The organism is Bacillus sp. FJAT-22090 (assembly GCF_007676755.1).
Classification (GTDB): Bacteria; Bacillota; Bacilli; order Bacillales_A; family Planococcaceae; genus Psychrobacillus.
The window spans coordinates 247,948-271,655 of the sequence record NZ_VEBK01000003.1; the positions used below are offsets into that span (position 1 = coordinate 247,948).

Annotated in this window: 21 protein-coding genes; 3 read left to right on the top strand and 18 right to left on the bottom strand. The window is 36.1% G+C overall.

From position 1 onward, the window contains the following. The first annotated feature begins 100 nt into the window (after positions 1 to 100). Positions 101 to 976, top strand: coding sequence for a radical SAM/SPASM domain-containing protein (locus FS486_RS06095; protein ID WP_144510431.1), 876 nt, complete (start codon positions 101 to 103; stop codon positions 974 to 976). A gap of 141 nt (positions 977 to 1,117) precedes the next feature. Here the strand turns inward: FS486_RS06095 and FS486_RS06100 are convergent, their stop codons facing one another. The 10 genes from FS486_RS06100 to FS486_RS06145 form a co-directional block, all read right to left on the bottom strand. Next, the gene (locus FS486_RS06100; protein WP_186321376.1) at positions 1,118 to 3,565 is read right to left on the bottom strand and encodes a sensor domain-containing protein; all 2,448 of its coding nucleotides are present in this window, start codon (positions 3,563 to 3,565) and stop codon (positions 1,118 to 1,120) included. A gap of 241 nt (positions 3,566 to 3,806) precedes the next feature. After that, positions 3,807 to 4,850 carry a threonine aldolase family protein gene (locus FS486_RS06105; protein WP_144510433.1) on the bottom strand — a complete coding sequence of 348 codons (1,044 nt, stop codon included), beginning with the start codon at positions 4,848 to 4,850 and terminating at the stop codon, positions 3,807 to 3,809. 219 nt (positions 4,851 to 5,069) lie between these two features. Beyond that, positions 5,070 to 5,846, bottom strand: a complete 777-nt coding sequence (locus tag FS486_RS06110) for a sulfite exporter TauE/SafE family protein (protein WP_144510434.1) — start codon at positions 5,844 to 5,846, stop codon at positions 5,070 to 5,072. A gap of 30 nt (positions 5,847 to 5,876) precedes the next feature. Continuing rightward, positions 5,877 to 7,004: an MBL fold metallo-hydrolase gene (locus FS486_RS06115; RefSeq protein WP_144510435.1), complete on the bottom strand. Its 1,128-nt coding sequence runs from the start codon at positions 7,002 to 7,004 to the stop codon at positions 5,877 to 5,879. Between the two features lie 28 nt (positions 7,005 to 7,032). Beyond that, positions 7,033 to 7,428 carry a DsrE/DsrF/DrsH-like family protein gene (locus tag FS486_RS06120; RefSeq protein WP_144510436.1) on the bottom strand — a complete coding sequence of 132 codons (396 nt, stop codon included), beginning with the start codon at positions 7,426 to 7,428 and terminating at the stop codon, positions 7,033 to 7,035. Between the two features lie 24 nt (positions 7,429 to 7,452). Continuing rightward, the gene (locus FS486_RS06125) at positions 7,453 to 8,031 is read right to left on the bottom strand and encodes a sulfurtransferase TusA family protein (protein ID WP_144510437.1); all 579 of its coding nucleotides are present in this window, start codon (positions 8,029 to 8,031) and stop codon (positions 7,453 to 7,455) included. A 45-nt stretch (positions 8,032 to 8,076) separates the two neighbouring features. After that, a complete protein-coding gene (locus tag FS486_RS06130; protein ID WP_144510608.1) occupies positions 8,077 to 8,373 on the bottom strand; it encodes a rhodanese-like domain-containing protein in 297 nt (98 codons plus the stop codon). A gap of 22 nt (positions 8,374 to 8,395) precedes the next feature. Beyond that, complete coding sequence (locus FS486_RS06135; protein WP_144510438.1) at positions 8,396 to 8,755, bottom strand: rhodanese-like domain-containing protein; 360 nt, start codon at positions 8,753 to 8,755, stop codon at positions 8,396 to 8,398. Between the two features lie 4 nt (positions 8,756 to 8,759). Then, positions 8,760 to 8,987: a sulfurtransferase TusA family protein gene (locus FS486_RS06140; RefSeq protein ID WP_144510439.1), complete on the bottom strand. Its 228-nt coding sequence runs from the start codon at positions 8,985 to 8,987 to the stop codon at positions 8,760 to 8,762. An 80-nt stretch (positions 8,988 to 9,067) separates the two neighbouring features. Beyond that, complete coding sequence (locus FS486_RS06145; protein WP_144510440.1) at positions 9,068 to 9,328, bottom strand: metal-sensitive transcriptional regulator; 261 nt, start codon at positions 9,326 to 9,328, stop codon at positions 9,068 to 9,070. Positions 9,329 to 9,512: 184 nt separating this feature from the next. On the opposite strand from FS486_RS06145, the gene FS486_RS06150 reads away from it, so the two are divergent. Continuing rightward, positions 9,513 to 10,331 carry a purine-nucleoside phosphorylase gene (locus FS486_RS06150; protein ID WP_144510441.1) on the top strand — a complete coding sequence of 273 codons (819 nt, stop codon included), beginning with the start codon at positions 9,513 to 9,515 and terminating at the stop codon, positions 10,329 to 10,331. Positions 10,332 to 10,391: 60 nt separating this feature from the next. On the opposite strand, the gene FS486_RS06155 is transcribed toward FS486_RS06150, so the two are convergent. The 5 genes from FS486_RS06155 to FS486_RS06175 form a co-directional block, all read right to left on the bottom strand. After that, the gene (locus FS486_RS06155) at positions 10,392 to 11,255 is read right to left on the bottom strand and encodes an HD domain-containing protein (protein WP_144510442.1); all 864 of its coding nucleotides are present in this window, start codon (positions 11,253 to 11,255) and stop codon (positions 10,392 to 10,394) included. A 26-nt stretch (positions 11,256 to 11,281) separates the two neighbouring features. Next, positions 11,282 to 12,604 (bottom strand): trypsin-like peptidase domain-containing protein, encoded by a 1,323-nt coding sequence (locus tag FS486_RS06160; RefSeq protein WP_144510443.1) that lies wholly within the window; start codon positions 12,602 to 12,604, stop codon positions 11,282 to 11,284. 223 nt (positions 12,605 to 12,827) lie between these two features. Next, positions 12,828 to 13,109 (bottom strand): hypothetical protein, encoded by a 282-nt coding sequence (locus FS486_RS06165; RefSeq protein ID WP_144510444.1) that lies wholly within the window; start codon positions 13,107 to 13,109, stop codon positions 12,828 to 12,830. Next, positions 13,096 to 14,121: a hypothetical protein gene (locus FS486_RS06170; protein WP_144510445.1), complete on the bottom strand. Its 1,026-nt coding sequence runs from the start codon at positions 14,119 to 14,121 to the stop codon at positions 13,096 to 13,098. The genes FS486_RS06165 and FS486_RS06170 overlap by 14 nt, the downstream gene beginning before the upstream one ends. Before the next feature lie 74 nt (positions 14,122 to 14,195). Beyond that, positions 14,196 to 14,906 carry an alpha/beta fold hydrolase gene (locus FS486_RS06175; RefSeq protein ID WP_144510446.1) on the bottom strand — a complete coding sequence of 237 codons (711 nt, stop codon included), beginning with the start codon at positions 14,904 to 14,906 and terminating at the stop codon, positions 14,196 to 14,198. A gap of 717 nt (positions 14,907 to 15,623) precedes the next feature. Between FS486_RS06175 and FS486_RS06180 the strand changes: the two genes are divergently transcribed. After that, the gene (locus FS486_RS06180) at positions 15,624 to 18,779 is read left to right on the top strand and encodes a DUF3427 domain-containing protein (protein WP_144510447.1); all 3,156 of its coding nucleotides are present in this window, start codon (positions 15,624 to 15,626) and stop codon (positions 18,777 to 18,779) included. Here FS486_RS06180 and FS486_RS06185 read toward each other — a convergent pair. The 3 genes from FS486_RS06185 to FS486_RS06195 form a co-directional block, all read right to left on the bottom strand. Then, positions 18,768 to 19,160 carry a (deoxy)nucleoside triphosphate pyrophosphohydrolase gene (locus FS486_RS06185; protein ID WP_144510609.1) on the bottom strand — a complete coding sequence of 131 codons (393 nt, stop codon included), beginning with the start codon at positions 19,158 to 19,160 and terminating at the stop codon, positions 18,768 to 18,770. The two genes, FS486_RS06180 and FS486_RS06185, sit on opposite strands and share 12 nt — an antisense overlap. A 215-nt stretch (positions 19,161 to 19,375) precedes the next feature. After that, complete coding sequence (locus FS486_RS06190) at positions 19,376 to 19,843, bottom strand: Imm30 family immunity protein (RefSeq protein ID WP_144510448.1); 468 nt, start codon at positions 19,841 to 19,843, stop codon at positions 19,376 to 19,378. Between the two features lie 503 nt (positions 19,844 to 20,346). Continuing rightward, entirely contained in the window at positions 20,347 to 23,496 is a 3,150-nt protein-coding gene (locus FS486_RS06195) for a DEAD/DEAH box helicase (protein WP_483861228.1), read from the bottom strand. Between the last annotated feature and the right edge of the window lie 212 nt (positions 23,497 to 23,708).

Here is a 23,708-nt window from a genome sequence, read left to right on the forward strand (position 1 = left end):
GGTTTTTCCAAACTTTTTAAAATAGCTTTAAGAAGCATATATTTCTGCTAAAATGAGGTTAGTCATGTTATTAAATAAGAACTGGAATGGTGAGTAAACATTGAAAACTTTTAAAAAAATGTATATCGAAATTACAAGTGTGTGTAATCTTGCTTGTAGCTTCTGTCCCCCTACTGAAAGAAAGGCAAATATTCTTAAAGTGGATAAATTTAATGAAATACTTGATCAGATTAAACCACATACGAAATATATTTACCTACATGTCAAAGGGGAACCCCTACTGCACCCTAGAGTTGACCAATTGCTAGATGCTGCACATGCGAAGGGATTCAAAGTGAATATTACAACAAACGGCACGCTTCTTAAAAAGAATAGACATAAACTTTTAGGAAAATCGGCACTGCGCCAAATGAACTTTTCTCTTCATAGTTTCGATGGACATGAAGGCTCTACCGACCGTGAGGGATACTTAGCAGAAATTCTATCGTTTGCAAAAGAAGCAGCGTCACAAGGAGTCCTCATCTCCTTCCGTTTATGGAATTTAGATCCCGTTCATGCGACAAGCGAACAAAAAAGAAAAAACCAAGAAACATTAGAAATTTTAGAAAAGGAATTCAACTTAGATTACAAAATCGAGGAAAAAGTAGTGCCTGGCAGTGGAGTAAAAATTGCAGATCGTATCTATATAAACCAAGACCATGAATTCCAATGGCCTAGCTTACTTGCCCCAGAAGATGACGGCAAAGGTTTTTGCCATGCCCTTCGCAGTCAAGCAGCCATTCTCGTCGATGGCACGGTTGTACCTTGCTGTCTTGATGGGGAAGGTGTGATTGATCTCGGAAATATTAATGACAAACCTTTCTCAGAAATTATCGAAGGAGAAAGAGCAAATAATCTTTATGATGGATTTTCTAGAAGAGAAGCGGTAGAAGAAATGTGCAGGAAATGTGGATATCGCCAGCGATTTGGGGCTTAAAAAGAGGTATCCCCATGTTAAAAACGCTATACAGCAGTTTTCGACATAGGGATATACAAATAAAAAAATTAAGTTTCAAATACCATTCATTATGTTGTACACCTGTTAGCTCATTTCATGAAGTCATGATGGGTTAACAGGTTATTTGAATTTACCTGGAATCATTTCTGCAGGCAGTGGGCGACTAAATAAATAGCCTTGAAACATATCGCAGTTATAATTCTTTAATAGATTTGCTTGCTCTTCTGTTTCTACTCCCTCGGCAATAACTGGCATCCCTAAGTTATGACCAAGTGCGATAATCGTTGCGATAATACTACGGTCTTCTTCGTCCTGTTGGATACCTTGCACGAACGCTTTATCAATTTTGAGGTGATCGATTGGAAAGCGACGAAGGTAGTTCAATGAGCTATATCCTGTACCAAAATCATCCATTGCAATGAGGACTCCGATTGATTTGAGTTCATTTAGCACTCGTATCGCAATGTCCGGCTGCATCGCAATTGTTTCTGTGATTTCTAGTTCCAAGTACTTCGGGTTAAGTTTGGTTTCCTTTAAAATCAATTCAATCTTTTCTACTAAATCCGTTTGATAAAACTGTCTTAAAGAAAGGTTAACCGATATAGGTACTGGCGGCAAACCTTGTCTCTGCCATTCTTTGTTTTGACTGCATGCCTCACGTATGACCCATTCACCAATTGGTACAATCATACCCGTTTCCTCAGCAAGTGGTATAAAGTCAACAGGTGAAACCATCCCTAAATCTTTGCTGTTCCAACGTAACAATGCTTCAATGCCTGAGACTTTTTGTGTGATTGCATCGTATTGTGGCTGGTAATGAAGTACAAATTCTTGTTTATTTAACGCTTTATGAAGCAGTGTCTCCATGCGAAGATCATTTTTTGAAAGACCTTCAATTTGGGTATTATAAATTTGATAATTGTTGCGCCCCTGTCGTTTAGCGAAGTACATGGCATGATCAGATGCTCTCATCAAACCTTTGATATCTGTTGCATGTTTTGGAAACAGACTTATCCCAATGCTCGCGGTCAGAATAGTTTCAAAACCGTCTACATCGAACGGTTCTCCTATTTCCGAAACCAACGTTTTAACTTTCAATAGGACTTTACTTTCATCAATGTTTTGCATAATAATAGTAAATTCGTCTCCAGCATATCTGTAAACCTTACCATCAAGCCCCGTTATTTTCACTAAACGCTCTGAGACTTGTTTTAATAATGCATCGCCCATTTCATGTCCAAGATAATCATTGATAAACTTAAAGCGATCAAGGTCGACCAATAAGATTGCAGAGTTAAGTTTTTCTGAAGTTTGGGTTTCAATTATTCTACGAAGATCCTCTTGGAATAAGCGCTGATTCCCTAATCCAGTCAGCATATCATGATATGCCATAAAGTTCGCCTTTTCTTCATTACGCTTCATATTCGTGATATCTTTTCCGATACAATGAACTGCAGAGAGTTTTCTGTCGGTGAATATAGGAATTACTGTAATGTGCAGCAATACCTGTTCACCATTTTGGTTATGCAAAGAGGTCTCATATTGATGTGGATGTCCACTATGTACCTTTTGAAAATTAGCTATTGTCTCTTCCTGTTTGTGTTTATCTATGAAAGGAAGAAAGGGGTTACCGATTAATTCTTCTGCAGGAACACCTAGAATTTTCTCCGTTGCTTCATTTACTACTAAAAATCTCCCTTTCAAATCAAAAGTAATAACAGGATCGATGTTATGATCAAATAATGCCCTATACCTTTGTTCACTTTCCTTCAAGAGGTGTTCCATTCGTATCTGTTCAGTGATATCGCGAGCGATACCTATAACCTCCATCACTTCACCATCTAATATAGTAGGGACTGCTGTAATATCAATGTTTAAAACGGTACCTTCACTATTTAAAACGGAAATTTGGAATTCTGCTGTATTTCCTTTTAATACCTCATAAAAGTTATCCTTTGCAAGCTGTAGATCTTTGGGAACAATCAACTTTTGAAAGCTCATTCCAATAATTTCTTCAAACGAATATTTTAATATCTTTAATCCTGCTGCATTGAAGTTTGTAAGATTACCCTCAGGATTAATCGCAAAAACTAGATTAGGATTATAATAGAACAATGATTCATACTCTTTTTTCGATTTTTTTAACTTATTTCGTGTATCCTGATGCTCAGTTATGTCGATAATTGTTAATATTAAATATCGTTCCTCATTTTCAAGCTCAATTGCATGCCCTGTCACCTTTAACACTTTACCTTCTAAGTTTCTCTTCAATGGTGTGGAATCCGCCTTGTGAGTCTTGGACAATTGTTCTTTTTCCAAAGCTTCAAAGTCTGAATCACTAGGAACCTCGAACATGTCCTCCCAACTATATGAACATATATCTTCCATATTCATACCGGTCAATTTCACAGCTGCCCCGTTAGCATATATAAAACGATCTGGATATTGTCCCTCTTTCAAGGTCAATATACATATAGGTTCGGGGAAATTTTCAATAAAACGGATGAAGTCACTTTTATTAAACTTTGAATGTAATGTTGGACTATCATTAAAATAAATTTCCATCATACTCACCTCACTTTTCAACATTAACAAGTCAAACTATCTCAAGAATAAGTCTATTGTTGTGCATTCGTAAAATGAGTATAACAACCAAGGGTATACTTTTCAATAACATACGTAAGCATTTCGACTTACTAAGTATTTACCCAGTTTTTATTCTATCAACCAATTGTTCGTTCCATTTAATGTGTTTTTGATATATTCTTTTCTCGGATTTTTAATGGCAAGGCAATTTAAAGATTCTATTTCATCTAGAGCTTTCTATTTTCCCTATATTTAACACAGCCTCAACGAAAGCTTTAACCTCTTCTTCCTTCGTTGCCCATGAGGTAACTAATCGAATTGCTGAATGGGCCGGATCAACTCTTTCCCAAATTAGAAATGAATAATCCTTTTGTAGTTCTGCGATAAGTAAGTCAGGCAGTACAGGAAAAATCTGATTGGACGGGGAATGACTCAAAAATGTAAACTGAGCAGTGTTACACCCTTCTCTAAGAATGGCTGCCATATCATTTGCATGCTGAGCCAATTCAAAATACAGGCCATCTCGGAAAAGCTCATAAAACTGGATTCCCAATAATCTTCCTTTTGCCAAGAGTGCCCCTTTTTGCTTCAGATGAAATCGAAACTCTTCTTTTAAAGAATTTCTTGAAATAACTAACGCTTCTCCTAAAAATGCCCCATTTTTAGTCCCACCTATATAAAATGCGTCTACCAATGTAGGGATATCACTTAGCTTCAAATCGTTGTCATCGGAACAAAGCGCTGACCCAAGTCGCGCTCCATCCATATACAATAGTAGATTATGTTCCTTACAAAAGTTTTTTAAATCTATTAGCTCACACTTGTTGTAGATAGAGCCTACTTCTGTAGTATTTGATATATACACTAGCTTCGGTTTCACCATATGCTCATCTGTGTGTAATTCCAACACTTTTGCAATATGAGCAGGATTCAATTTTCCATCTTCCGATTCTACCGAAATTACCTTGTGTCCCGTTGCCTCGATTGCTCCAGTCTCATGCGTAGAAATATGACCTATATTGGTAGCGATAACTGCTTCATGCAGTCTCAAAAACGCAGAAATGGCTATTAAATTCGTTTGAGTTCCTCCTGATAACAAATGGATGTCCACCTCATGATGTCCCATTTGCTCTTTTAAAACACTTATAGCTTTTTTCGTAAATTGATCAACGCCATATCCTTCTTCTTGTACATTATTAGACTCCACTAAAGCCTGAATTATTCTCGGGTGTGCCCCTTCTGCGTAATCATTTTTGAAGCTATACATATAATTTCCTCCATTCTATTACTTATTTGATATTTTATCATAATTCGTCATGAATTCTGACATTAACTAAGAAGCTAAAACGATTGGATTATTGCTTTAATTTTGATTGTAAGTATGATTTCATTATTTTCAAACCGACCTAATTAATTAAATAAATAATAGGGCAATCTCTCTCGACTTTACATTTACATGTAACACCGGAGAAATTGCCCTAAACTTTTATAATATATCAATCCAAATCTTTACTGCCGTCACAACAATCAAAACAGCCATAATCATTTGTAAGATTTTAGGATTTACTTTTTTACTAGTAGTAGCTCCTAGAGGGGCTGCTATTAAACTTGATATCACTATAATAAGCGAAGGAATTATATCCACTTGTCCTGTGAATATCTTGCCTCCAATGGAACCAATAGAGGAGATAAACGTTATTGCAAGTGACGAGGCAATCGTCATTCTTGTTGGGATTTTTAAAACTACGAGCATAATTGGTACTAATAAAAATGCTCCCCCAGCACCTACTATTCCTGCTCCAAGTCCTACAATTAGGGCAAGAATAGATGAAAGCCACTTATTGAACGTAATTTCGCCTAAGTTTTTATCATCAATTCCCTTTCTCGGAACAAACATCATAATCGCTGCGATAACAGCAAGCATGCCATATACAAAATTAATGGCATCTTCTTGTAAATAGCTGGATGCAAATCCTCCTATAAAACTACCGACTAAAACGCTACTCCCCATATAAGCAATTAACCTCTTATTTAAATATCCACCTTTTCGGTAAACCCAGACGCCCCCAATAGTCGCAAAGAACACTTGTATTGCAGTTATTCCGGCAACTTCATGAGAGCTAAAATGTGCTACTCCTAGAGCAGCTGGTATATATAACAACATGGGAAAGTTGATAATTGCTCCACCAATACCCAATAATCCGGATATATATGATCCTAAAAATCCTATAAGGAAAAGAGTAATCACAAATCCTATATCCACGCTATCTTCTCCTTTCCTTGAGGAGTCATACTACCTAACAGCACAACGGTTTGGACCAATTTCCATTTCACGCTGTTCTTCTTCATCAGGATTTATTTGCCCCATATTTGTCTGGCGGATTTCCTGATAGGCATTTGGTTGTGGAGGCAGATCTTCTGTCACTAATTTTCTAAATACGCCTTCTTCCTCTATCTGCAAACCATGATTTTTTTCAAATAACTCCCCTAACTTCTTCCATACGCTACCGTCCTCATTTAATTCTTCGATTCGCATAAAGTGGGCTGGAAGTACAATTAGTTCATTTGATAATTCTCTATATCGAGTATAAAGACTGTCTCTTAAATCTTTCACCCAGTCCTCTGCCATACCAGCGAGATCTGGTCTTCCAATCGAATCGATAAATAAAATATCACCAGTTAGTAAGTACGCTGAGTCAACAACAAAAGAAGTAGATCCAATTGTATGACCAGGAGAGTATAGTGCTTGAATACGGATAGCAGTATTCCCTACTGTTACTTCATTTCCATCATCTAAAGGATTAAAGTCAAATGTAACTTCCTGAGCATCCTTTGATGGAAGCCAGTATTTGGCGTTCGTTTTTGCGGCTAGAGCGCACCCGCCGGATATATGATCAGCATGGAGGTGGGTATCGAATACATGCATAATTTTTACACCCATACGTTCCGCAAACTCTACATAGATATCTGTCATTCTAGTAGCATCAATAATTACGGCTTCTCCACCCGAAGCAATCATATAAGATAAGCAACCTTTGCCAATCCGAACAAATTGAAAGATCTCTCCTCCCGCTTTTAAATCACCTACCTTTACAGGTTCCAAGTACTCGCTCCAAGCTTTCATTCCACCTTTTAAATAAGAAACGTCTAAGCCAGCTTCTGAAAGCATTTCGGCGACCATGATAGAAGAACCCTCTTTCGCACATACAACTAGTATGTCTCGGTGTGCAGGAATCTCATCTAAAATTCCCTCTACACCATCCAGTAAGTCAAAGTACGGTACATTTAACTGTGTAATGTTTTCTCCTTCAATTTTCCAATCGTTAAAGTCATCTTTATTACGGACATCTAAAATAAATAACGCTTCTTTGTCTATTACTTTTTTCGTTACTTCTTTTGAAGTCATCATATGAATACTCATTTTTTACCTCCCCAAGTATTTAAATTAATTAGAATGTCAATGTAACATCTGCATCTTTTGCAAAATCTAAAAATGTCACCGCTCCTCCAACTTCAATTCCGTCAATGAAGGATTCCTTTTCAAGGCCCATTACATCCATCGTCATTTGACAGCCAATAAATTGAACGCCCATCTCTTGAGCCATTGCAATTAATTCTGGAATAGCTGGAACATTGGCATTTGCAAAACCTTCAGCAAAATGCTCTTTTCCTTCTGGTAGAGGAAGCATATGACTCGCCTCTTTATGAATTAAATTTAGTCCTTCGAATGTAAAGAAAATGCTTACCTCCTGGTCTGTTGCTGCTGCCGCCGTTGCGATATTAAATACTTTGTATGCATCAAATAATCCACCATTACTTGCTATAATTGCTACTTTTCTATTCATTTTTTATTCCTCCATGTTTTAATATTAGTTTGAATTTACACCTGATGTTGCACCGGTCCACTGACTCATCCCTGGAACAACATTGAATACTTTAGTAAAGCCTATTTCTGCTAACTTTTGTGCAGCTAGATCACTACGACTGCCTGTTCGACAAATAACAAAAATATCGACCGTACTGTTTAATTCATCGAATCGCTCATCTAATTCCCCCAATGGAATAGAAATAGCAGTTGGAATATGATTAAATGCATACTCCGCAGCTTCTCTTACATCTAGAACAATCAGTCTCTTTTCTTCCTTTAATCTTTTTTCTAACTCCTCATTGTCCACAATGAACGGATGCTTGTTTTCGATTATGTTATCGGCAGTTGCTTTTCTAATAAAATGTTTGAGGACATCTCCATCTTCCACCATACCCAAGTACTGATTTCCGGTACTTGCTGCCCAAGCTTTCATGTCAGCTTTAGAACCTTTATCTGTTGCCTGAACTTCCAATACAAACCCAGCAGCTAATCCATTCATCGCCTTCTTGGTTTTTACAATCGGCATCGGGCACGCAAGCCCCTTAGCGTCTAATACCTCATTCGCTTTCAACTCTTCCATCTTATATCCCCCTATACCCATATGGGTACTTTTAAACTTAAAAAATTATTCTACTTCCCCTTCCCATGCAAGCATGCCACCAGTCATATTAATAGCATTAAATCCTTGTCCCGTAAGGAACTCCGTGGCACGACCACTTCTGGCACCAGAACGGCAAACAATGATGTACTCTTGTGTTTTATCTAATTCATGCATACGGAACTCTACTAATCCTAGCGGTATGTTTATAGCACCGGGGATTTTCCCTGCAGCTACTTCCTCTACTTCCCGTACATCTATTATGTTTAATGCATTTCCTTCTATTAACAACAATTCTATTTCCTTTGCAGTCGTTTCCTTCATCATAAATTCCTCCTATCTTCTATTAGGTCCAGGCACTCATGCCACCTTTTACATTTGTCACTTTGTTAAAACCCTGCTTTTTTAATAATTTAGTTGCTTTGTTACTTCTCATGCCACTTTGGCAAATGATGATTACTTCTCTTTCCTTCGAAAGCTCTCCGATTTTTTGTGCTAATTGATGAAGTGGGATATTTTTAAACCCTCTTATGCTATTTGCCTTAAACTCTCCCGTTGTTCGTACGTCGATATATTGCTTATTTGGATCATTTAATTCCATTTTTAGATTCGTTACAGAGATTTGTCTTACTCCTTTTGTTGGCATAAGGCGTTGGACAAAAAAGAAAATAATCAGCAAAAGCAGTAGATAATTGAGATATTCCATCATATCACCCCTTTCTTATCCAAAACTTTAATACATCTTGTTCGTCTTCTTGCTGTAGCATTTCATGACCACCCGATTTTGCCCAAGCGGCGAGGTCTTTCTTTGCTCCTTTATCTGTTGCGTGAATCTCTAATACATTACCTGACTCCAGTTCATCCATCGCTTTCCTTGTTTTTACAATCGGCATTGGACAAGCCAATCCTTTAGCATCTAATACTTTATCTGCATCCATTTAATTATCTCTCCTATCACATATTTACCCATACCCCTATAGGTATCTAATTAATTAAAAAAAGAAAAGCCATCAGACTTTTATCTACTTTTAACTAGCAAGTTGACAGCTTCCTTTATAAGTGCATCAGTTTGTTCGCCATTTTTCTCTGCCTCTAGTACACAATCCACTAAATTGGTGCTTACAACCACTCCTACAGTCCGATCCACAGCGGAGCGAACAGCTGACAATTGCGTAATAACTTCTTTACAGTCTTTCTGTTCTTCCATCATCTTCAGAATCCCTCTAAGTTGGCCTTCCATTCTTTTGATTCTATTTTTGACTTGGTCATCATACTTCATTTAAACGCTCCTTTCTTCTCTTCTTTTATGTGTACTTGCAAATATTCAGCTTTCATTTACAAGGTTCATATTATACCCCTGTAGGTATAATGTCAACACCTTTGATTTTTATATAACTTTTATCGATGCTATTTTTTTTACTAAGGGTGTATACTTAAAGTAATGTTTTAAGGAGGAATTATAGATGCATAACATGCAAGATATTAAAGAAACTAGAGATTTCATTATGAGTAAAACGGATCACCGCCCTGTCATTTGGATGATTTTAGGCTCGGGCTTAGGTAGCTTAGCCGATGACATTAAGGACGCTATCAAAATTCCTTACAGCGAAATTCCTCACTTTGCGAAGTCCGAAGCAATTGGACATGCAAACGAATTAGTTATAGGAGAATTAAATGGCAAGATTGTAGCAGCGATGAAAGGCCGTTTTCATTATTATGAGGGGTATACATTGGATGAAGTCACTTTTCCAGTACGCGTGATGAAAGCATTAGGTATCGATAATGTGATTATTACAAACGCATGTGGCGCAGTAAATACAAGCTTTAGCCCTGGAGATTTAATGCTAATTACGGATCATATTAATTTAGTAGGGACGAATCCATTAATTGGTCCAAATAATGATGAATTAGGGACCCGTTTCCCAGATTTATCCCAAGTGTATAACAAAGATCTTCGAGCTATTGCTAGCAAAGTAGCGAACGAACAAAATATACCATTACAGCAAGGTGTATATGCTTGGTGGAGTGGACCTACTTATGAAACTCCTGCAGAAATTCGTATGATCCGCACGTTAGGAGCTGACGCTGTAGGCATGTCAACTGTTCCAGAAGCAATTGTGGCCACTCATGGTGGGATGAAAGTACTTGGTATTTCTTGCTTAACAAATATGGCATGTGGGATATTAGATCAACCACTTAACCATGATGAGGTAATTGACATTGCAGGTAAAGTACGAGTTAAATTTGTGGAATTGGTTAAAGGTGTTTTGGAAGCTATTTAATATGATCAATATGGTGCCAGGTTCTCATACAATTTGATCCTGGCACTTATTTTTCACTTTTCAAAGCTTCCTTTGATTCCTTTTAAAATATTGGAATAGCTCATCATCCGTCCATCCCATATTTCTTTGTAATGCAATACAAAACCCCGCAAGTATAAAGGGACCATCTGAGTTACTTTGAAATTCAATACCTCGTAAAGATAAATCTTCAAGTTTCAATCTTGTAGCATCATAATCATTCCTATACAGCCTTTCCGCTTCTTCGGAAATTTCCCGTCCCAGCTCTGCCAGACTATTATTCTCTAAGGTTGTCCACATTGAATCATGGATTCCATATGCACAGGAAAATAGTATCGAAATTTCTTTACTAGAAATAAATTCGATTGATCCAAATACCGCTTTTACCTCTTTTTCTAGTTTCCCAATAAGTTTAAATTCTTTCTTTCGAGATGATAATGCTTTAACTACACTACTATAGTACCAATGTTGGTCACGTTTTCCGCGATTAAATCTGCTCCAAACTATTTCTCCCTGCAACTCAATGTCCGCTCGGATCGATCTCAAGTTATGTAATTTGTCTGCAATTATGACTTGTATTTCTTCCGTCGTCGCATCTGATAGTACATTTATAGTATGCCGCTTTCTCTCTTTCCATGGCAGACTTTTATCAGGTTCTGATGCAGCTTCTACTAATTTAGCAATTTTATCTCCAAACTGTTTCGATAATTCATCGGCTGTGACATAAGTATCCTCTAAGGTGTCATGCAAAATACCAGCAGCAATAACTTCATCCGAGCATTTCGATTGTTGCAAAATCATTCCTACTGCAAAGGGATGGGAGATGTACGGAATATTTGTTGATTTTCGATTCTGTCCATCATGTGCTTTAGCAGCAAAATTAATTGCCTTTTCAATAATACTCATTAGTTTATCTCCTCCATTTGGTCTTTTCATTCATATATCTCTATATCGGTGATTTGGTAATATCCAGATTCGTTGATTACGACAGTGTACACTTTATCCCGGTTATAATACGTGTATTCACCGGCTGCATTGATGAAATCGAATTCCTCATTAGTTGAAACAAGTGCATAATCATCGTATATCTCCACGTTAGTAACCGTATTATTAGTGAAATCAAATGTCATACCTTGCCCAGCAATGTCCTGAATATAAACATCTAAGTCATCGTAGGCAATACTATTCGGTTCTAGCATATCTTCAATCCAATAAAAATCTTCGGCATCGAGCGCCATCTCGTAATACTCCCTAAACGTAATAATGAAACTTGCCACTGACTCCTCATCAAAAGAATAATAATTCCATTCATCTTCCGAGTAATCTTCCTCATATGTTGTATCTTCCGAAACACTCTCATCACTATATGTGTACTCATCATAAATACCAAATAAAGAAGCGACCTGATGATCACTCATAGGATTAGAAATCCAACTATCCACGAGACCCGCCATGCTATTCATAGGAATAGAAAAACCGAACAGATTATTTTTTGTATAAATAAGCGAGTTAATCCCTATTACTTTGCCGGTCTTGGCATCCAATAATGGACCACCACTACTTCCTTTGTCAATTTGAGCATCAATTTGGTACAAATGTTCATAGATAAAACCTAGTTCCATATCCCGATTGATACCTGTCAAATAGCCAATGGACGCGGAATTTTCAAATCCTTGTGGGCTTCCAAGCGCAATGACTTCGGTACCTATAATTGAGTCCTCAGTTTCAATAGGAAGGGGCTTTACTTGTGCATAATCTTTTGACAAGAGAAGTGCAACATCCGAGTGATCAGATATACCGATTACTTTTGCATTGGATTCCTTCCCAGCCGAGTTCCGTACAATTACATCTGTATAACCTGCAACAACATGCGCATTAGTGACAATATATCCACCTTGCCCATAAAGAAAACCAGAACCTAAACCTTCCTCCGTAAGAATCGTAAATACTTTGGGCATTGTTTCTTGTATAACTTGTGTTTTGTCTTTTTCTTTCACCTTTATTTTTGCCTTAGCTGGTGCTGTTGCAGTTTCGTTTTTAGTGCTAACTTTTTCAACTTCCACTGCTTTTTCTTCCTGTGTAAAAACTAACTCCTTGAATCCATAACCTACACCAGCAAGCACTAGCAAAAAGAAGACAATTCCGGCAATCAATATACCTTTAACACCGTTTTTGTTCGCCTTTAAGCTTTCACCACACCCCGCACAAAAGTTTGCTTTTCCTTCATTTTTCACTCCACATTTGGAACAATACACAATTCCACCTCCACGTATCTTTATACCCACTAATCACTATTAATATAAACCTTATGTATTGATTCAATTATACTAGTAAAATATCGACATATCCATTCTATGTAAAGAATACAAACAGTAGAGCAAAAAAGGCGTCAGATTCCAATATAAAGAACCTCACACCTTTCACTATAGCGACAAATATTGTTTGCACACTGATCGATCAACCCTACAATATGTAAGATTATCTGCACAACTTATCTCGATATTTTAAAACCTCGTCTAAAAGCAGTCTTATTTCATCTTCACTAAAAGCTTTAATTTTAATCCATCCTCTTTCGTCCACATCATACTTCTCACTATATTCGGCGATATCCCTGCCCCATACATACCCATTACCAGTATGTGTGAGTTGGGTTATAACGACTTTGTTTTTATATTTGTAGTTTACTCTATCACCTTTAATATTGTATTCTTCCAATTGATAAGATCTAAATACTTTCTTTTTTTGATCACGCGTCAGCATCGTCATTTTCTCCTTCAAACTTATAGCGGTAGGTTACCGTACTACTCTTCCCACTGGGAGGGGCATATACAATATCGTACTCTTTATATCCCGGCACACTTCCCATAGCATTACAAACAGAAGGGTAACTATGACTCAAGTTCAAATCATTGTGTATGTCACGAGCACAAATGATAGCTGAATTCTGTCCCAACGTTTTTTCTGATTGTAAGATCATCGCTATGTGGCGTCTTATATCTTCCGTTCTATTTCCCGTTTTCAGATATGAATCGGCAGGTGTTTGCATAGGTTTTTCTTTTACGTGCGAAATAAAAGCAACTAAACGCTCTTTTTGTTCGACATCTTTTCCATTTGAAAATATGTCTCCAATCTTCCAAAAATACATATCTAACACTTTCATTGGAGTATATCGTATTGAATCTTTTGCCGTTTCTTCTATAAATGAATTAAACTCTTCACTGAATCTATTATAAAAAAGATGCAATTGCTTAAAAGAAGTTATGTTGAATTGCTTATTAATACCATGAAATCCCGCTGCCTCTTTAAAAAACCGATCATAGGCGGGAACCACCCCAAATACACCAAGTAGTATTTTAGATATTAAGGTGTCACTAACTTGTAACTGATCATTTCTATTTACTTCCCTTAAAATTGGTAAATATACTGTACAAGTATCTTCTATTAACGATTCTAACAATTCCATATCGTTAACATTTGTAGGAAGAAGAACCCGTCCAGCCAATAAATCAGTATACTCTGGTTTTACAACTACATCTTGCAAGAACTTCTGATGAACTTTATAATCTCTTTGAAGTAAAAAAGAGTTCCGCAGCATACCCCAACTTGCCAAATAAAAAGCCAAATGTAAACATGCATGGTCGGCTACTGTAGCATTTTGCAATTGATTTTTATTATTCCTGAAAAAGGTAATGCAATGCTCCCAAGAGCGAAAACGATGATTTTCTATTTGAGCTGAATCAGTATGAAATGCATATAAAACCTCTTTAATCATTAAGCTTCCCCCTAGTTTAATAGAATGTTTTATCAGATGCTACTATAACTGTACATGCTATATCGATATGACACTCAATGTCCTTTATTAATGAACGTCTCCAAAATATTGGTATAAACCTGTGGTTGATCAGTATGCACTAAGTGCCCGGCAAATGGAACAATTGCAATATGGATATTTTTATTCCTATTAGAGAGAATAGTCGCACCAATTGTTTCATGAGCCTTATCCTCCCCTACCATAAAAAGTGTAGGAAAAGTAAAGCCTGATATTTTTGCAACATCTTCGAATGGGTACCAGTTTTCATCTTTCCCAGAATAAATGAATTGTCTCCAATCAGAGGTATGTAATTGGTCGAAATAGCCCGCTATCTCTTTACTATTCAACACCTCCGCTTGTCCTTTCACATCTTGCTCATGAAGTTCTAACCAATTTTCGGGTTTCAATGGTGTAATTCCTGAAATAGATAAGGTACTGATTATCTCAGGGAACATCAGAGCAAATTTAATCGCAACAAGAGCCCCTAATGAACATCCTACTAAATGTACATTTTTTATATTTAAATGAGCTAAGGTTTCGGATAAATCTTTGGCAGAATCCTCAAAGAAGTTTTGTATATTATTTGTTTTCGATTGCCCATGCCCTCTTAAATCGGGAGAGATTACTTGATAAGTATTGCCGAAATACTCTCTTTGAAATATAAAGTCTGTTAATCCTGTTTGTAAACCAGTATGTAAAAAAACTATCGGCTCTCCATTACCTGTAACGTTTGTATGTAAGATCAAATTGTCAGCCCTTTCTACTTAAATATATTCCAGAAACTAAAGGTTTCAATATTTTCAATAATCTATTTAATTATACGACATTCTTTTCCGGTATCCAATACTTGTTAATACTGAGTTTTAATTGGTATATAATTTTGCATTTAACCTAGAAATAGATACCTGTTTTTAAAAACCACTTAACAAAAAATAAAATAGATTCAAAATAGTACCCTTCCTGCATTGCATTTCCAAATTGTGAACAAAAGCGACGCTCGTTTTCCTCTAATACTTTCATCTGAAGAAAACGGGTAGCGAGTATAGTCTCGAGCTCTAATCTCCTTGTACAAACAAACTTAAAGTACTCTTCGGTCGTATCATAAATTGCACAAAAACCATTGCCTTCCACTAAAGTTCCATTTTAAAAAACAACATCTCTTTCATATCTAACAATTGAATTGTTTTCTTTTTTAAGCAATATACGTCATTTTAAAGTCTCCTCTAATTCATTTGATTAATTTAAATCCATCTATCCGCAATCTCTGCATATCTGGTGTATACTTTTTCATTCAATTATAGAATTAGTTATATTTTTTGCCTAAACCATATAATATGCATTTTACCAACTATTCTATCAACAATTATGAAGTTTGTTATAATCACTTTATAGGATTTTCCAAATTTAATTACAACTAATTAATATATCGTTAGTATTTAATTGACAGCAAGGGGTAGGGGAATGTGGATACTAATTCAAAAGGAATTATTGAAGAAATTTATCAAACAGAAAAGAAATATCCGGACGCTAAATTAGTGCAAAAATTGTCTATAGATGAATACGTAGAAACTTTAACGATGCACGCAGCAAATATTATTGGTAATCGATTAAGGAATTTAGCTGATGAAGATAAATTTAACGAAATTTTTAATCTGATTGATCAAGTTCATGATATTGCAGGACAAGAAGTAAAGGAGTTTAGTCAACCATTATCAATGATTACTTATAGTGAAGGGCATAGCAGCAGCATTCCTATAAAAGAAGATTTATTTTTGACAAGAGTCGATGTATTATATAACGACTCACATAAAATTAAAAACTTCTTTAAAACGCTCTCTTATGAAATGAAGACTGCAGACGAAATTTTCTTTCTTGTAAGTTTTGTGCGAATGTCTGGTGCTCAGTTATTAACACGAGAATTAGTAGAGTTAGAAAAAAGAAATGTACCAATTAAAGTTTTAACTACTACATATCTAAACATTACCGAAACAAAAGCTATTCGTCATTTATTAAAATTTAAGAATGTAGAAGTAAAAATTCTACCTCTAAAAAATGAATCGTTTCATACAAAAGCATATTTGTTTAAAAGAAATTCAAAACAAAATACAGTAATTATTGGATCTTCAAATATATCTCATTCTGCTCTTATTAATGGTCATGAACTTAATGTAAAAATCCCACATACACAGCATATGCCTGCATATGAGCAAACGATGGATTTTTTCGACAAAATGTGGGTTCATGAAAAAGCTGTATCTCCAACCGAAGAATTTCTAACTAAATATGAACAACATCAAAAAGCAGAAACAGCTTTAACACCTTCTTTTACATATGAAACTAACGCACCTTATCTAACAGATAATGGTGTACAACCTAACGAAATGCAAAAGGAAGCATTGAAAAACTTGGTATTTACAAGGAAAAATGGACATACAAAGGGTATTATAATAGCAGCTACTGGTACAGGAAAAACTTATTTATCAGCATTTGATGTCCAACAATTCCTGCCGAGAAGACTACTTTTTATTGCACATCGAGAAGAGCTTTTAGATAGTGCAATAAAAACATTTAGCAATCTGTTTCAAGATGAATTTCTTTGCGGAAAAATTACCGGAACATCAAAAGAATTCGATAAACGTTTTATTTTCAGCACAATACAGTCTTTAACAAAAGATAAGACTCTAACGAAATTCTCAGAAGATGAATTCGACTACATTATTATTGATGAGTTTCATCATGCAGAGTCACCGTCATATAAAAAAATAATAGACTATTTTAATCCAAAGTTTCTTTTGGGTCTAACCGCAACACCAGAGAGAATGGACGGGAGAAATATATTGGATTTATGCGAAAACAATGTTATCTATGAAATACGATTACGTGATGCTCTTGAGGCAAATCTGCTGGCTCCATTTCATTACTTTGGAGTCTCTGACCATACACTTGATTATAATCAAGTTAGTGTTATAAATGGACAATATGAAGAACAGTCTCTTGTTAAAGCTCTATCTACTTTTACTAGAGTTGATTTGATTATTAATAAAATCGAGACGTATGGGTTTGATGGTCCCTCACTGCACGGATTAGGTTTTTGTGTGAACATCGAACACGCCAAATTTATGCATGAAGAATTTAACAGACGAGGATATGTTACAGAATGCTTAACTGGTGACGATTCAGTAGAATACCGAACTGATATTATAAAAAGATTAGAAGATCCAAAGGACAGATTATCTATAATATTCACTGTAAATATTTTCAATGAAGGAATAGACATTCCAAAAATAAATCTTATGCTATTTTTAAGACCAACAGAATCATCAACAGTTTTTATTCAACAATTAGGGCGTGGCTTACGAAAGGTGAAAACTAAAGAATATGTCACGATACTTGATTTTATTGGTAACTATAAAAAGTCTTTTATTATCCCATTAGCTCTTTCCGGTCAATATAATGCAAAAGCTTTTGATGCAGACTCATTACGTGTAGCCGTCTCTCACGAGTTCGCCGATGTTCCTGGAGGGTCAGTAGTACAGTTAGATCCTATTGCACAACGAGAAATTTTAGAAAGACTTGAGAATATTCGACTAAACCCAAAAGAAGTACTTAAAGAAATGTATTTACAGTTTAAACACGAACTCGGCAGGTCTCCTGAATTATCCGACTTTTTATATACTGAAGAAGCACCAAGTTTGACGTTCTTTTTATACAATCATAAGTCATGGGTTAGCACTAAAAAATATATGAAAGATCTAAACCTTTTCGATGAGTGGATTTTATCAAACCATTTTAGATATGAAGTTGTGGAACGAATCGAGAGTATGTTACCAATTAAGTGGCCATATGAATATGCGATAATTTATTTATCCAAGTTTAAAACTGAAATATCTGTAGATGATATTGTGATTTGGTTAGCAAAAAGATTTGATTTTGAAATAAAACCCAATGAACATAAAACACTTATTTTGAGAGCCATGGATCGTTTGTCCAATAGATATAAAAAACAAACTTGGATTTTTGGAGAAATAATAGAAGAATCATTTTATATGAATACCCAAATCACAGAATTGTTTAATAACGATATCTACTTTAACTATATCAAGGAACGATTAGAATATGGATTGATCGACTTTAGAAGAACTTTCCGTACAGAACTCGTATTAGGCTCAGAGAAAAAACTTGCACTCTATCGAAACTATACGAGGAATGAATTAATGTTTATTTTTGAAGCAAAAGTCCCTGAGGGTACCTGGCGCGAGGGCGTAAGCAAAGTAGATAATCATTATTTACTATTCATCAATCTTAATAAATCCGAGGATGTTGAAGATCATTTGCTATATAAAGACTTCTTTCAAGATCCTTCGACTTTTCACTGGCAGAGTCAAAATAAAACTGCCCATCATTCTTCCCAAGGTCAGGAATATATTTATCACCAAGAAAAGAATATTCATATTCATTTATTTATAAGAAAGTTTTCAAAGATGTATGGTATGACCCTTCCATTTATGTATTTAGGAGAAATTGATTATGTGAACAGTCATGGGGACAAGCCAATGAATATTATTTGGAAATTACATCAACCTGTACCCGAAGACTTATATCATGATTTAATTAGATAATAACTTTTGTATTGCTGGTATATCTGCGGGTGCCCAATTAAGAGTGTTTAACTCTTTTCTAGGCACCCATTTTAGTTCAGCATGTTCTGTCACTGCAGGAGTTCCAGATACGATTTTGCACATAAATGTTTCAAGTCGAACAATAACTTCTTCATATTCATACAAAGTGTCTTCTACATGACTGGAAACCTCAATAGTGCACTTTAGCTCTTCAAGTATTTCTCTTTTTAGAGCTTCTTGCCTTGACTCCCCAGCTTCAATTTTACCACCAGGAAACTCCCAATAATTCGGTAGCGTCATCTCTGGGCCACGTAAAGCACATAAAATTTCATCATGCGCATTATTAATAATTGCTCCAACAACGTGTACTTTTTTTTTAATTTTAATCACCTTTTCTCTAATAAATAGATTACTTCTATGATAACCCTATATTAAACTTGCTTGTTAGAAAAGTAATTTAAATTAACTTTTCTTCCCATATCCACTCAATTGAATCATATACCTCATATAATGCATCATGATAACCCCAACCAATGTACTAGGTACCCCCTCAAAAAAGAAACCTTGAAAGGCACTTTGCCAATCAAGGTTTTACATTACTTTATAAAATCTAATATTGAATTTACACTTTCTTCAAAACGACTTGGGTTCCTTTCTTTAATACTATTTAATTGAGACACAATATATTTCTGAATATCATTGTTTAATGTGGGAATGATTTCTTTATAAATATTCCTTAAGGGTTCATGATTTAATATCCTTTTGTGAAGTATTTTTAACCATTCCTTAGCATGAGGAAGCATTTTAGGAATAGAATTAGCTAACACTTTCAAAGAGATTTCAGAACTAACAATCTTATCATAAGACTCTATAGCATGAATTAATCCAAACATTACTTCATCATTTTCGGTTAAATCATCAAAGCCTTGACACAATAATTCTATATTATTGACATCCTCCATGTCTAAAATATTTTCTATAGATTTTTCAAATTTTTCTACTTCACTCTCATCTCTTAATAAACGATTATTTTTTAATTTGGTAAGTTCGACCAAAATGTCCAACTTTCCCCGCCTCCTTATTGCCTATCAAAAATATTTGGGTACTTTGTTTTTCGCAACCTGTACAGCATAGCGATGTTGCGCTGTAGCCCATGTTGAAATAAATCTATATCCAACACTTTCATTAGCACTGCCTCAATGAAATTTTAGTAATAGCTACTTTTGTTTGATTAAACAATAATACTCCATAGGTGAACATGCTTCTCTCCCTCTAGTAACCTATCAATAGTTATAATATTCCATTCTTATATATAGAAGTAAAGAAAGAAGATGTAATATTCACTAAAATGATAGTTAGGAAATAATATTCAACAAATGGTTCATGACTCTTATACTAACCCAAAATTAAAAGGTGGTTATATAGCCCTTTAACTACAAAATTAGAATTCTTTTTGGAATTGCTTAAAAGCAGATTGCGAATAAAAATTCTCCATCTGCTTTTATGCGTTTATAATGTATGATTTGCTACTCGCACCTTTATATTAAGGACCAGGGGTTATCTCCACTCACTCAATCATCAATATCTCTAGAATATCTTCCTCACTCATACCTGTCAGCACATCCTGCCCAGCATGAATGACCTCATCTATCAAACTCTGCTTCTTCTGCTGAAGTTCATTGATCTTTTCTTCAATTGTTCCTTTTGCCACCAAACGAATGACGTGTACTTCGTTTTGCTGGCCCATTCGGTGGGCACGGTCTGCTGCTTGCTGCTCGACAGCTGGATTCCACCAAAGATCATATAGTATGACTGTGTCCGCTCCCGTTAGATTCAAACCGGTACCACCAGCTTTTAACGATATGAGAAATAGATCACCTTCCCCATCATTAAAACGATTACATAAAGTGACACGATCAGCAGGTGGGGTTTGCCCATCTAAGTAGAAATATGGTGTACCTTGACGAGTAAGTTGCCTTCTAATGATGCCAAGCATTTGGGTGAATTGCGAAAAAACAAGTACTCGTCTTCCCGATATTCGACATTCTTCTAGAATTTCCATCAATTGCTCGTACTTAGCGGAGCTCCCTTTATATCCATCCACGAATAGACCGGGATGGCAGCATAGTTGTCGGAGTCGAGTTAGACCAGATAAAATTCTAATACGATTTTTTTGAAAGGTGTTTTTCGTTAAATGTTTTAATGTATCATGCTTTAGTTCTGCTAAATAAGCGGCATATAATTTTTTCTGCTCCACTTGTAACTCTGAGAATTGAATCGTTTCAACTTTATTTGGCAACTCTTTCAAAACATCTTTTTTCATGCGCCGTAAAATAAATGGGCGTACACGTTTTGCAATGTTTTCCCGCCTTAACTCACTAAATGCCCTCCTATCTGGCAAGAGCCCAGGAAAAACAACGTAGAAAATAGACCAAAGTTCGTCCAATGAGTTCTCTATCGGAGTCCCAGTAAGAGCAAATCGGTATTCCGCTTGGATCATTTTCACTGATTTTGCGGTCTTCGTCATGGGGTTTTTAAATGCTTGCGCTTCATCCAAGAACAGTGTATGAAAAGATTGATTACGATATAGGTCCGTATCCATTCGGAGTGACGGATAAGAAGTGATGAGTACATCCGCCCCCGAGTTTGTCTTCCATAGAAGACTTCTATCCGCTTTGTTCCCATCAATGATTTGAGCGTTTATATGCGGAGTGAATTTCTCCATCTCATTCTTCCAATTGTAGATAAGAGAGGCTGGAGATACGATCAATACTGGCAAATTTCGTTCTCGAACATCTGGGAGTACCGAATCGATAAAAGCGATACTCTGCAACGTTTTACCTAGACCCATATCATCCGCCAGAATTCCACCGAATTTATATTTGGCCAGTAGCTTGAACCATCTGAAACCTACCTTTTGATAATCACGAAGTACAGACGCTAGTGGGATAGGAGCATCTAAATCCATGCTTTTAGGATTGTTTAAGTTTTTCATGAGCTTCGCAAAATTTTCACCTGGTTCTACTAAATCACCTTGATCCAGAGAATCGATTAATTGCATTCCACGAATTAAAGGAACTCGTATTTCTTCTCCTATATTATCGCTTGAGAGTCCCATGTCCTGGATGAAATCGGATAGTGCTAAAAATTCCGGTGTCTCTAGTGACACTAAATTGCCATTTGGAATTCGGTAAAATTTTCTTTTTTCCTCTATGGAGGTCATTAGATTTTGGATTTCTTTTTCTGGAATTCCTTTAAGATCGAAACGGAATTCTAACCACTCCATCCTTTCTTTCACTTCTACCCTTATCTTAGGACCAGTATATCCTTTATGTACCCGTATCTTCACAGCCGTGGAAGCATAAACTTGAATCCATTTATCTAACCCTGCCAGAACATGGTACAAAAAATGATACTCCGCTTCCTCATCGTATAAGAAAAATCCACCATCCGTTTGTGTAAATCCATTTTCCTTTAGGGTACTTAGAATTTGAAGCTCCTTATTGCGCTGACGTCGCACCCCTGGGAAATGAGAAAAGGTTTGTTCCGTTTCTTCACAAGGATTAATAATGAGATGTCCATAGTGGAACTCTACACCAGCAAGTAGCCGATGTTTCACTCGGTCAAGAAACAACTTGACCCGAAGTGGAGTTTCTCCCATTCTCTTCAAAACCGAGTCTGCCATATTTACATGTCCTAGCTTCATCAAGCCAGGTATGACCTTCTCCATAAAGTGGTCGATTTGGTTTTCTGAAATAACTAACCGATGTGATCCCGACTGATCCAACATTTCTTTCAAATCCGCTAAACGTTTGCAATCCTTAGGGGGTAGTTTAAACAGTTTCCCTTCCAGTAGTGCATAGTTATAAGCTGTTAAGACAATCACTTGCTCTAATCCATTCACATTCAAGAGATAGTTTGCAGTGTTTCCTTCCTCAAATTCAAAGCTTATAGGCAATGCTTGACCAAAACTGATTCCATCGTAAAGCAATCCATTTTGCATAAACTTTACTGCCGGTGCTTTTGTTAGCAAAGGTAAGAGCTGTTCCCAATCAGAAGCAGAAATGAGCAATAAACCTTCTTGTAAGGCTACTTTACTTTTTACTTGCTGACTCTTTATAAGAAACTGAAGCACCTCATCTGTTTCTCTTGAAAAACTAAAAAGCTCTGGCGAATACCACATACTGCGAGCATATTCAAAGTTTTCCCTTCTTTCTATCGCACTTAGAAACTTTGCAATATGTAAGATTGGCTTAAGCGAATGAAGACCTATTTCCATCTGAATTCCAAATGCATATTCCCCATCTCCTTGGAAAATAGGACGGCATATAAATTCGACATAAAGTGTCTGTCTTTCGTCAAAATGTAGTTGCTTGCCAGTAGGATGTAAAGATCTATTTTCAAATAAATCGAGCATTCTATCTGCCAAATGTTCATCTATACGCTGTTTCTCTTCGATGGCTAGAAGCACTGCAGCGATATGCTGGCAGTATGTTTTTATAAATTCTATCGGTGGACAGGTGCAGCTTGCATCGATTTTTCCGTCCATATTAGTTTTTATTATGACATGAAAATCATCGCCAGCTTTCACATTGGCTTCGATAACCGAATTACCTGGTTGAAAGGAGTGAAGATTTACTTTTCCTGCTTGATGATAGGCTTTGCCCTTTTTAAAAGCGGTAACGCCACATATTTTTTTGATTTCTTTTTCATTCATCGAAAAGTTCATCTTTTAGTCCTTTCTCGATTACTGCAAGGTATCTTTTTTTATCGTTCTAATTAGTTATATCTTAGCATGCTTCGTCGGGAAGTATTGTAGAAAGTGAAGGTCCATTTTTTCTGATATAATAGCAATTATCTCATTACACATGCTCCATATATGAGTTGCATACGATAAACCCAAAAATAATGCATACAATGAGGTGAAAA

Excerpts from the sequence above, each read along its gene's own strand:
- FS486_RS06145 (WP_144510440.1), bottom strand. The coding sequence starts at position 9,328 with ATGAAGTATGATGACCAAGTCAAAAATAGAATCAAAAGAATGGAAGGC.
- FS486_RS06125 (WP_144510437.1), bottom strand. The coding sequence starts at position 8,031 with ATGGAAGAGTTGAAAGCGAATGAGGTATTAGACGCTAAGGGGCTTGCG.
- FS486_RS06130 (WP_144510608.1), bottom strand. The coding sequence starts at position 8,373 with ATGAAGGAAACGACTGCAAAGGAAATAGAATTGTTGTTAATAGAAGGA.
- FS486_RS06115 (WP_144510435.1), bottom strand. The coding sequence starts at position 7,004 with ATGAGTATTCATATGATGACTTCAAAAGAAGTAACGAAAAAAGTAATA.
- FS486_RS06170 (WP_144510445.1), bottom strand. The coding sequence starts at position 14,121 with ATGATTAAAGAGGTTTTATATGCATTTCATACTGATTCAGCTCAAATA.
- FS486_RS06100 (WP_186321376.1), bottom strand. The coding sequence starts at position 3,565 with ATGATGGAAATTTATTTTAATGATAGTCCAACATTACATTCAAAGTTT.
- FS486_RS06165 (WP_144510444.1), bottom strand. The coding sequence starts at position 13,109 with ATGCTGACGCGTGATCAAAAAAAGAAAGTATTTAGATCTTATCAATTG.
- FS486_RS06135 (WP_144510438.1), bottom strand. The coding sequence starts at position 8,755 with ATGGAATATCTCAATTATCTACTGCTTTTGCTGATTATTTTCTTTTTT.
- FS486_RS06105 (WP_144510433.1), bottom strand. The coding sequence starts at position 4,850 with ATGTATAGCTTCAAAAATGATTACGCAGAAGGGGCACACCCGAGAATA.
- FS486_RS06150 (WP_144510441.1), top strand. The coding sequence starts at position 9,513 with ATGCATAACATGCAAGATATTAAAGAAACTAGAGATTTCATTATGAGT.
- FS486_RS06140 (WP_144510439.1), bottom strand. The coding sequence starts at position 8,987 with ATGGATGCAGATAAAGTATTAGATGCTAAAGGATTGGCTTGTCCAATG.
- FS486_RS06155 (WP_144510442.1), bottom strand. The coding sequence starts at position 11,255 with ATGAGTATTATTGAAAAGGCAATTAATTTTGCTGCTAAAGCACATGAT.
- FS486_RS06195 (WP_483861228.1), bottom strand. The coding sequence starts at position 23,496 with ATGAATGAAAAAGAAATCAAAAAAATATGTGGCGTTACCGCTTTTAAA.
- FS486_RS06120 (WP_144510436.1), bottom strand. The coding sequence starts at position 7,428 with ATGAATAGAAAAGTAGCAATTATAGCAAGTAATGGTGGATTATTTGAT.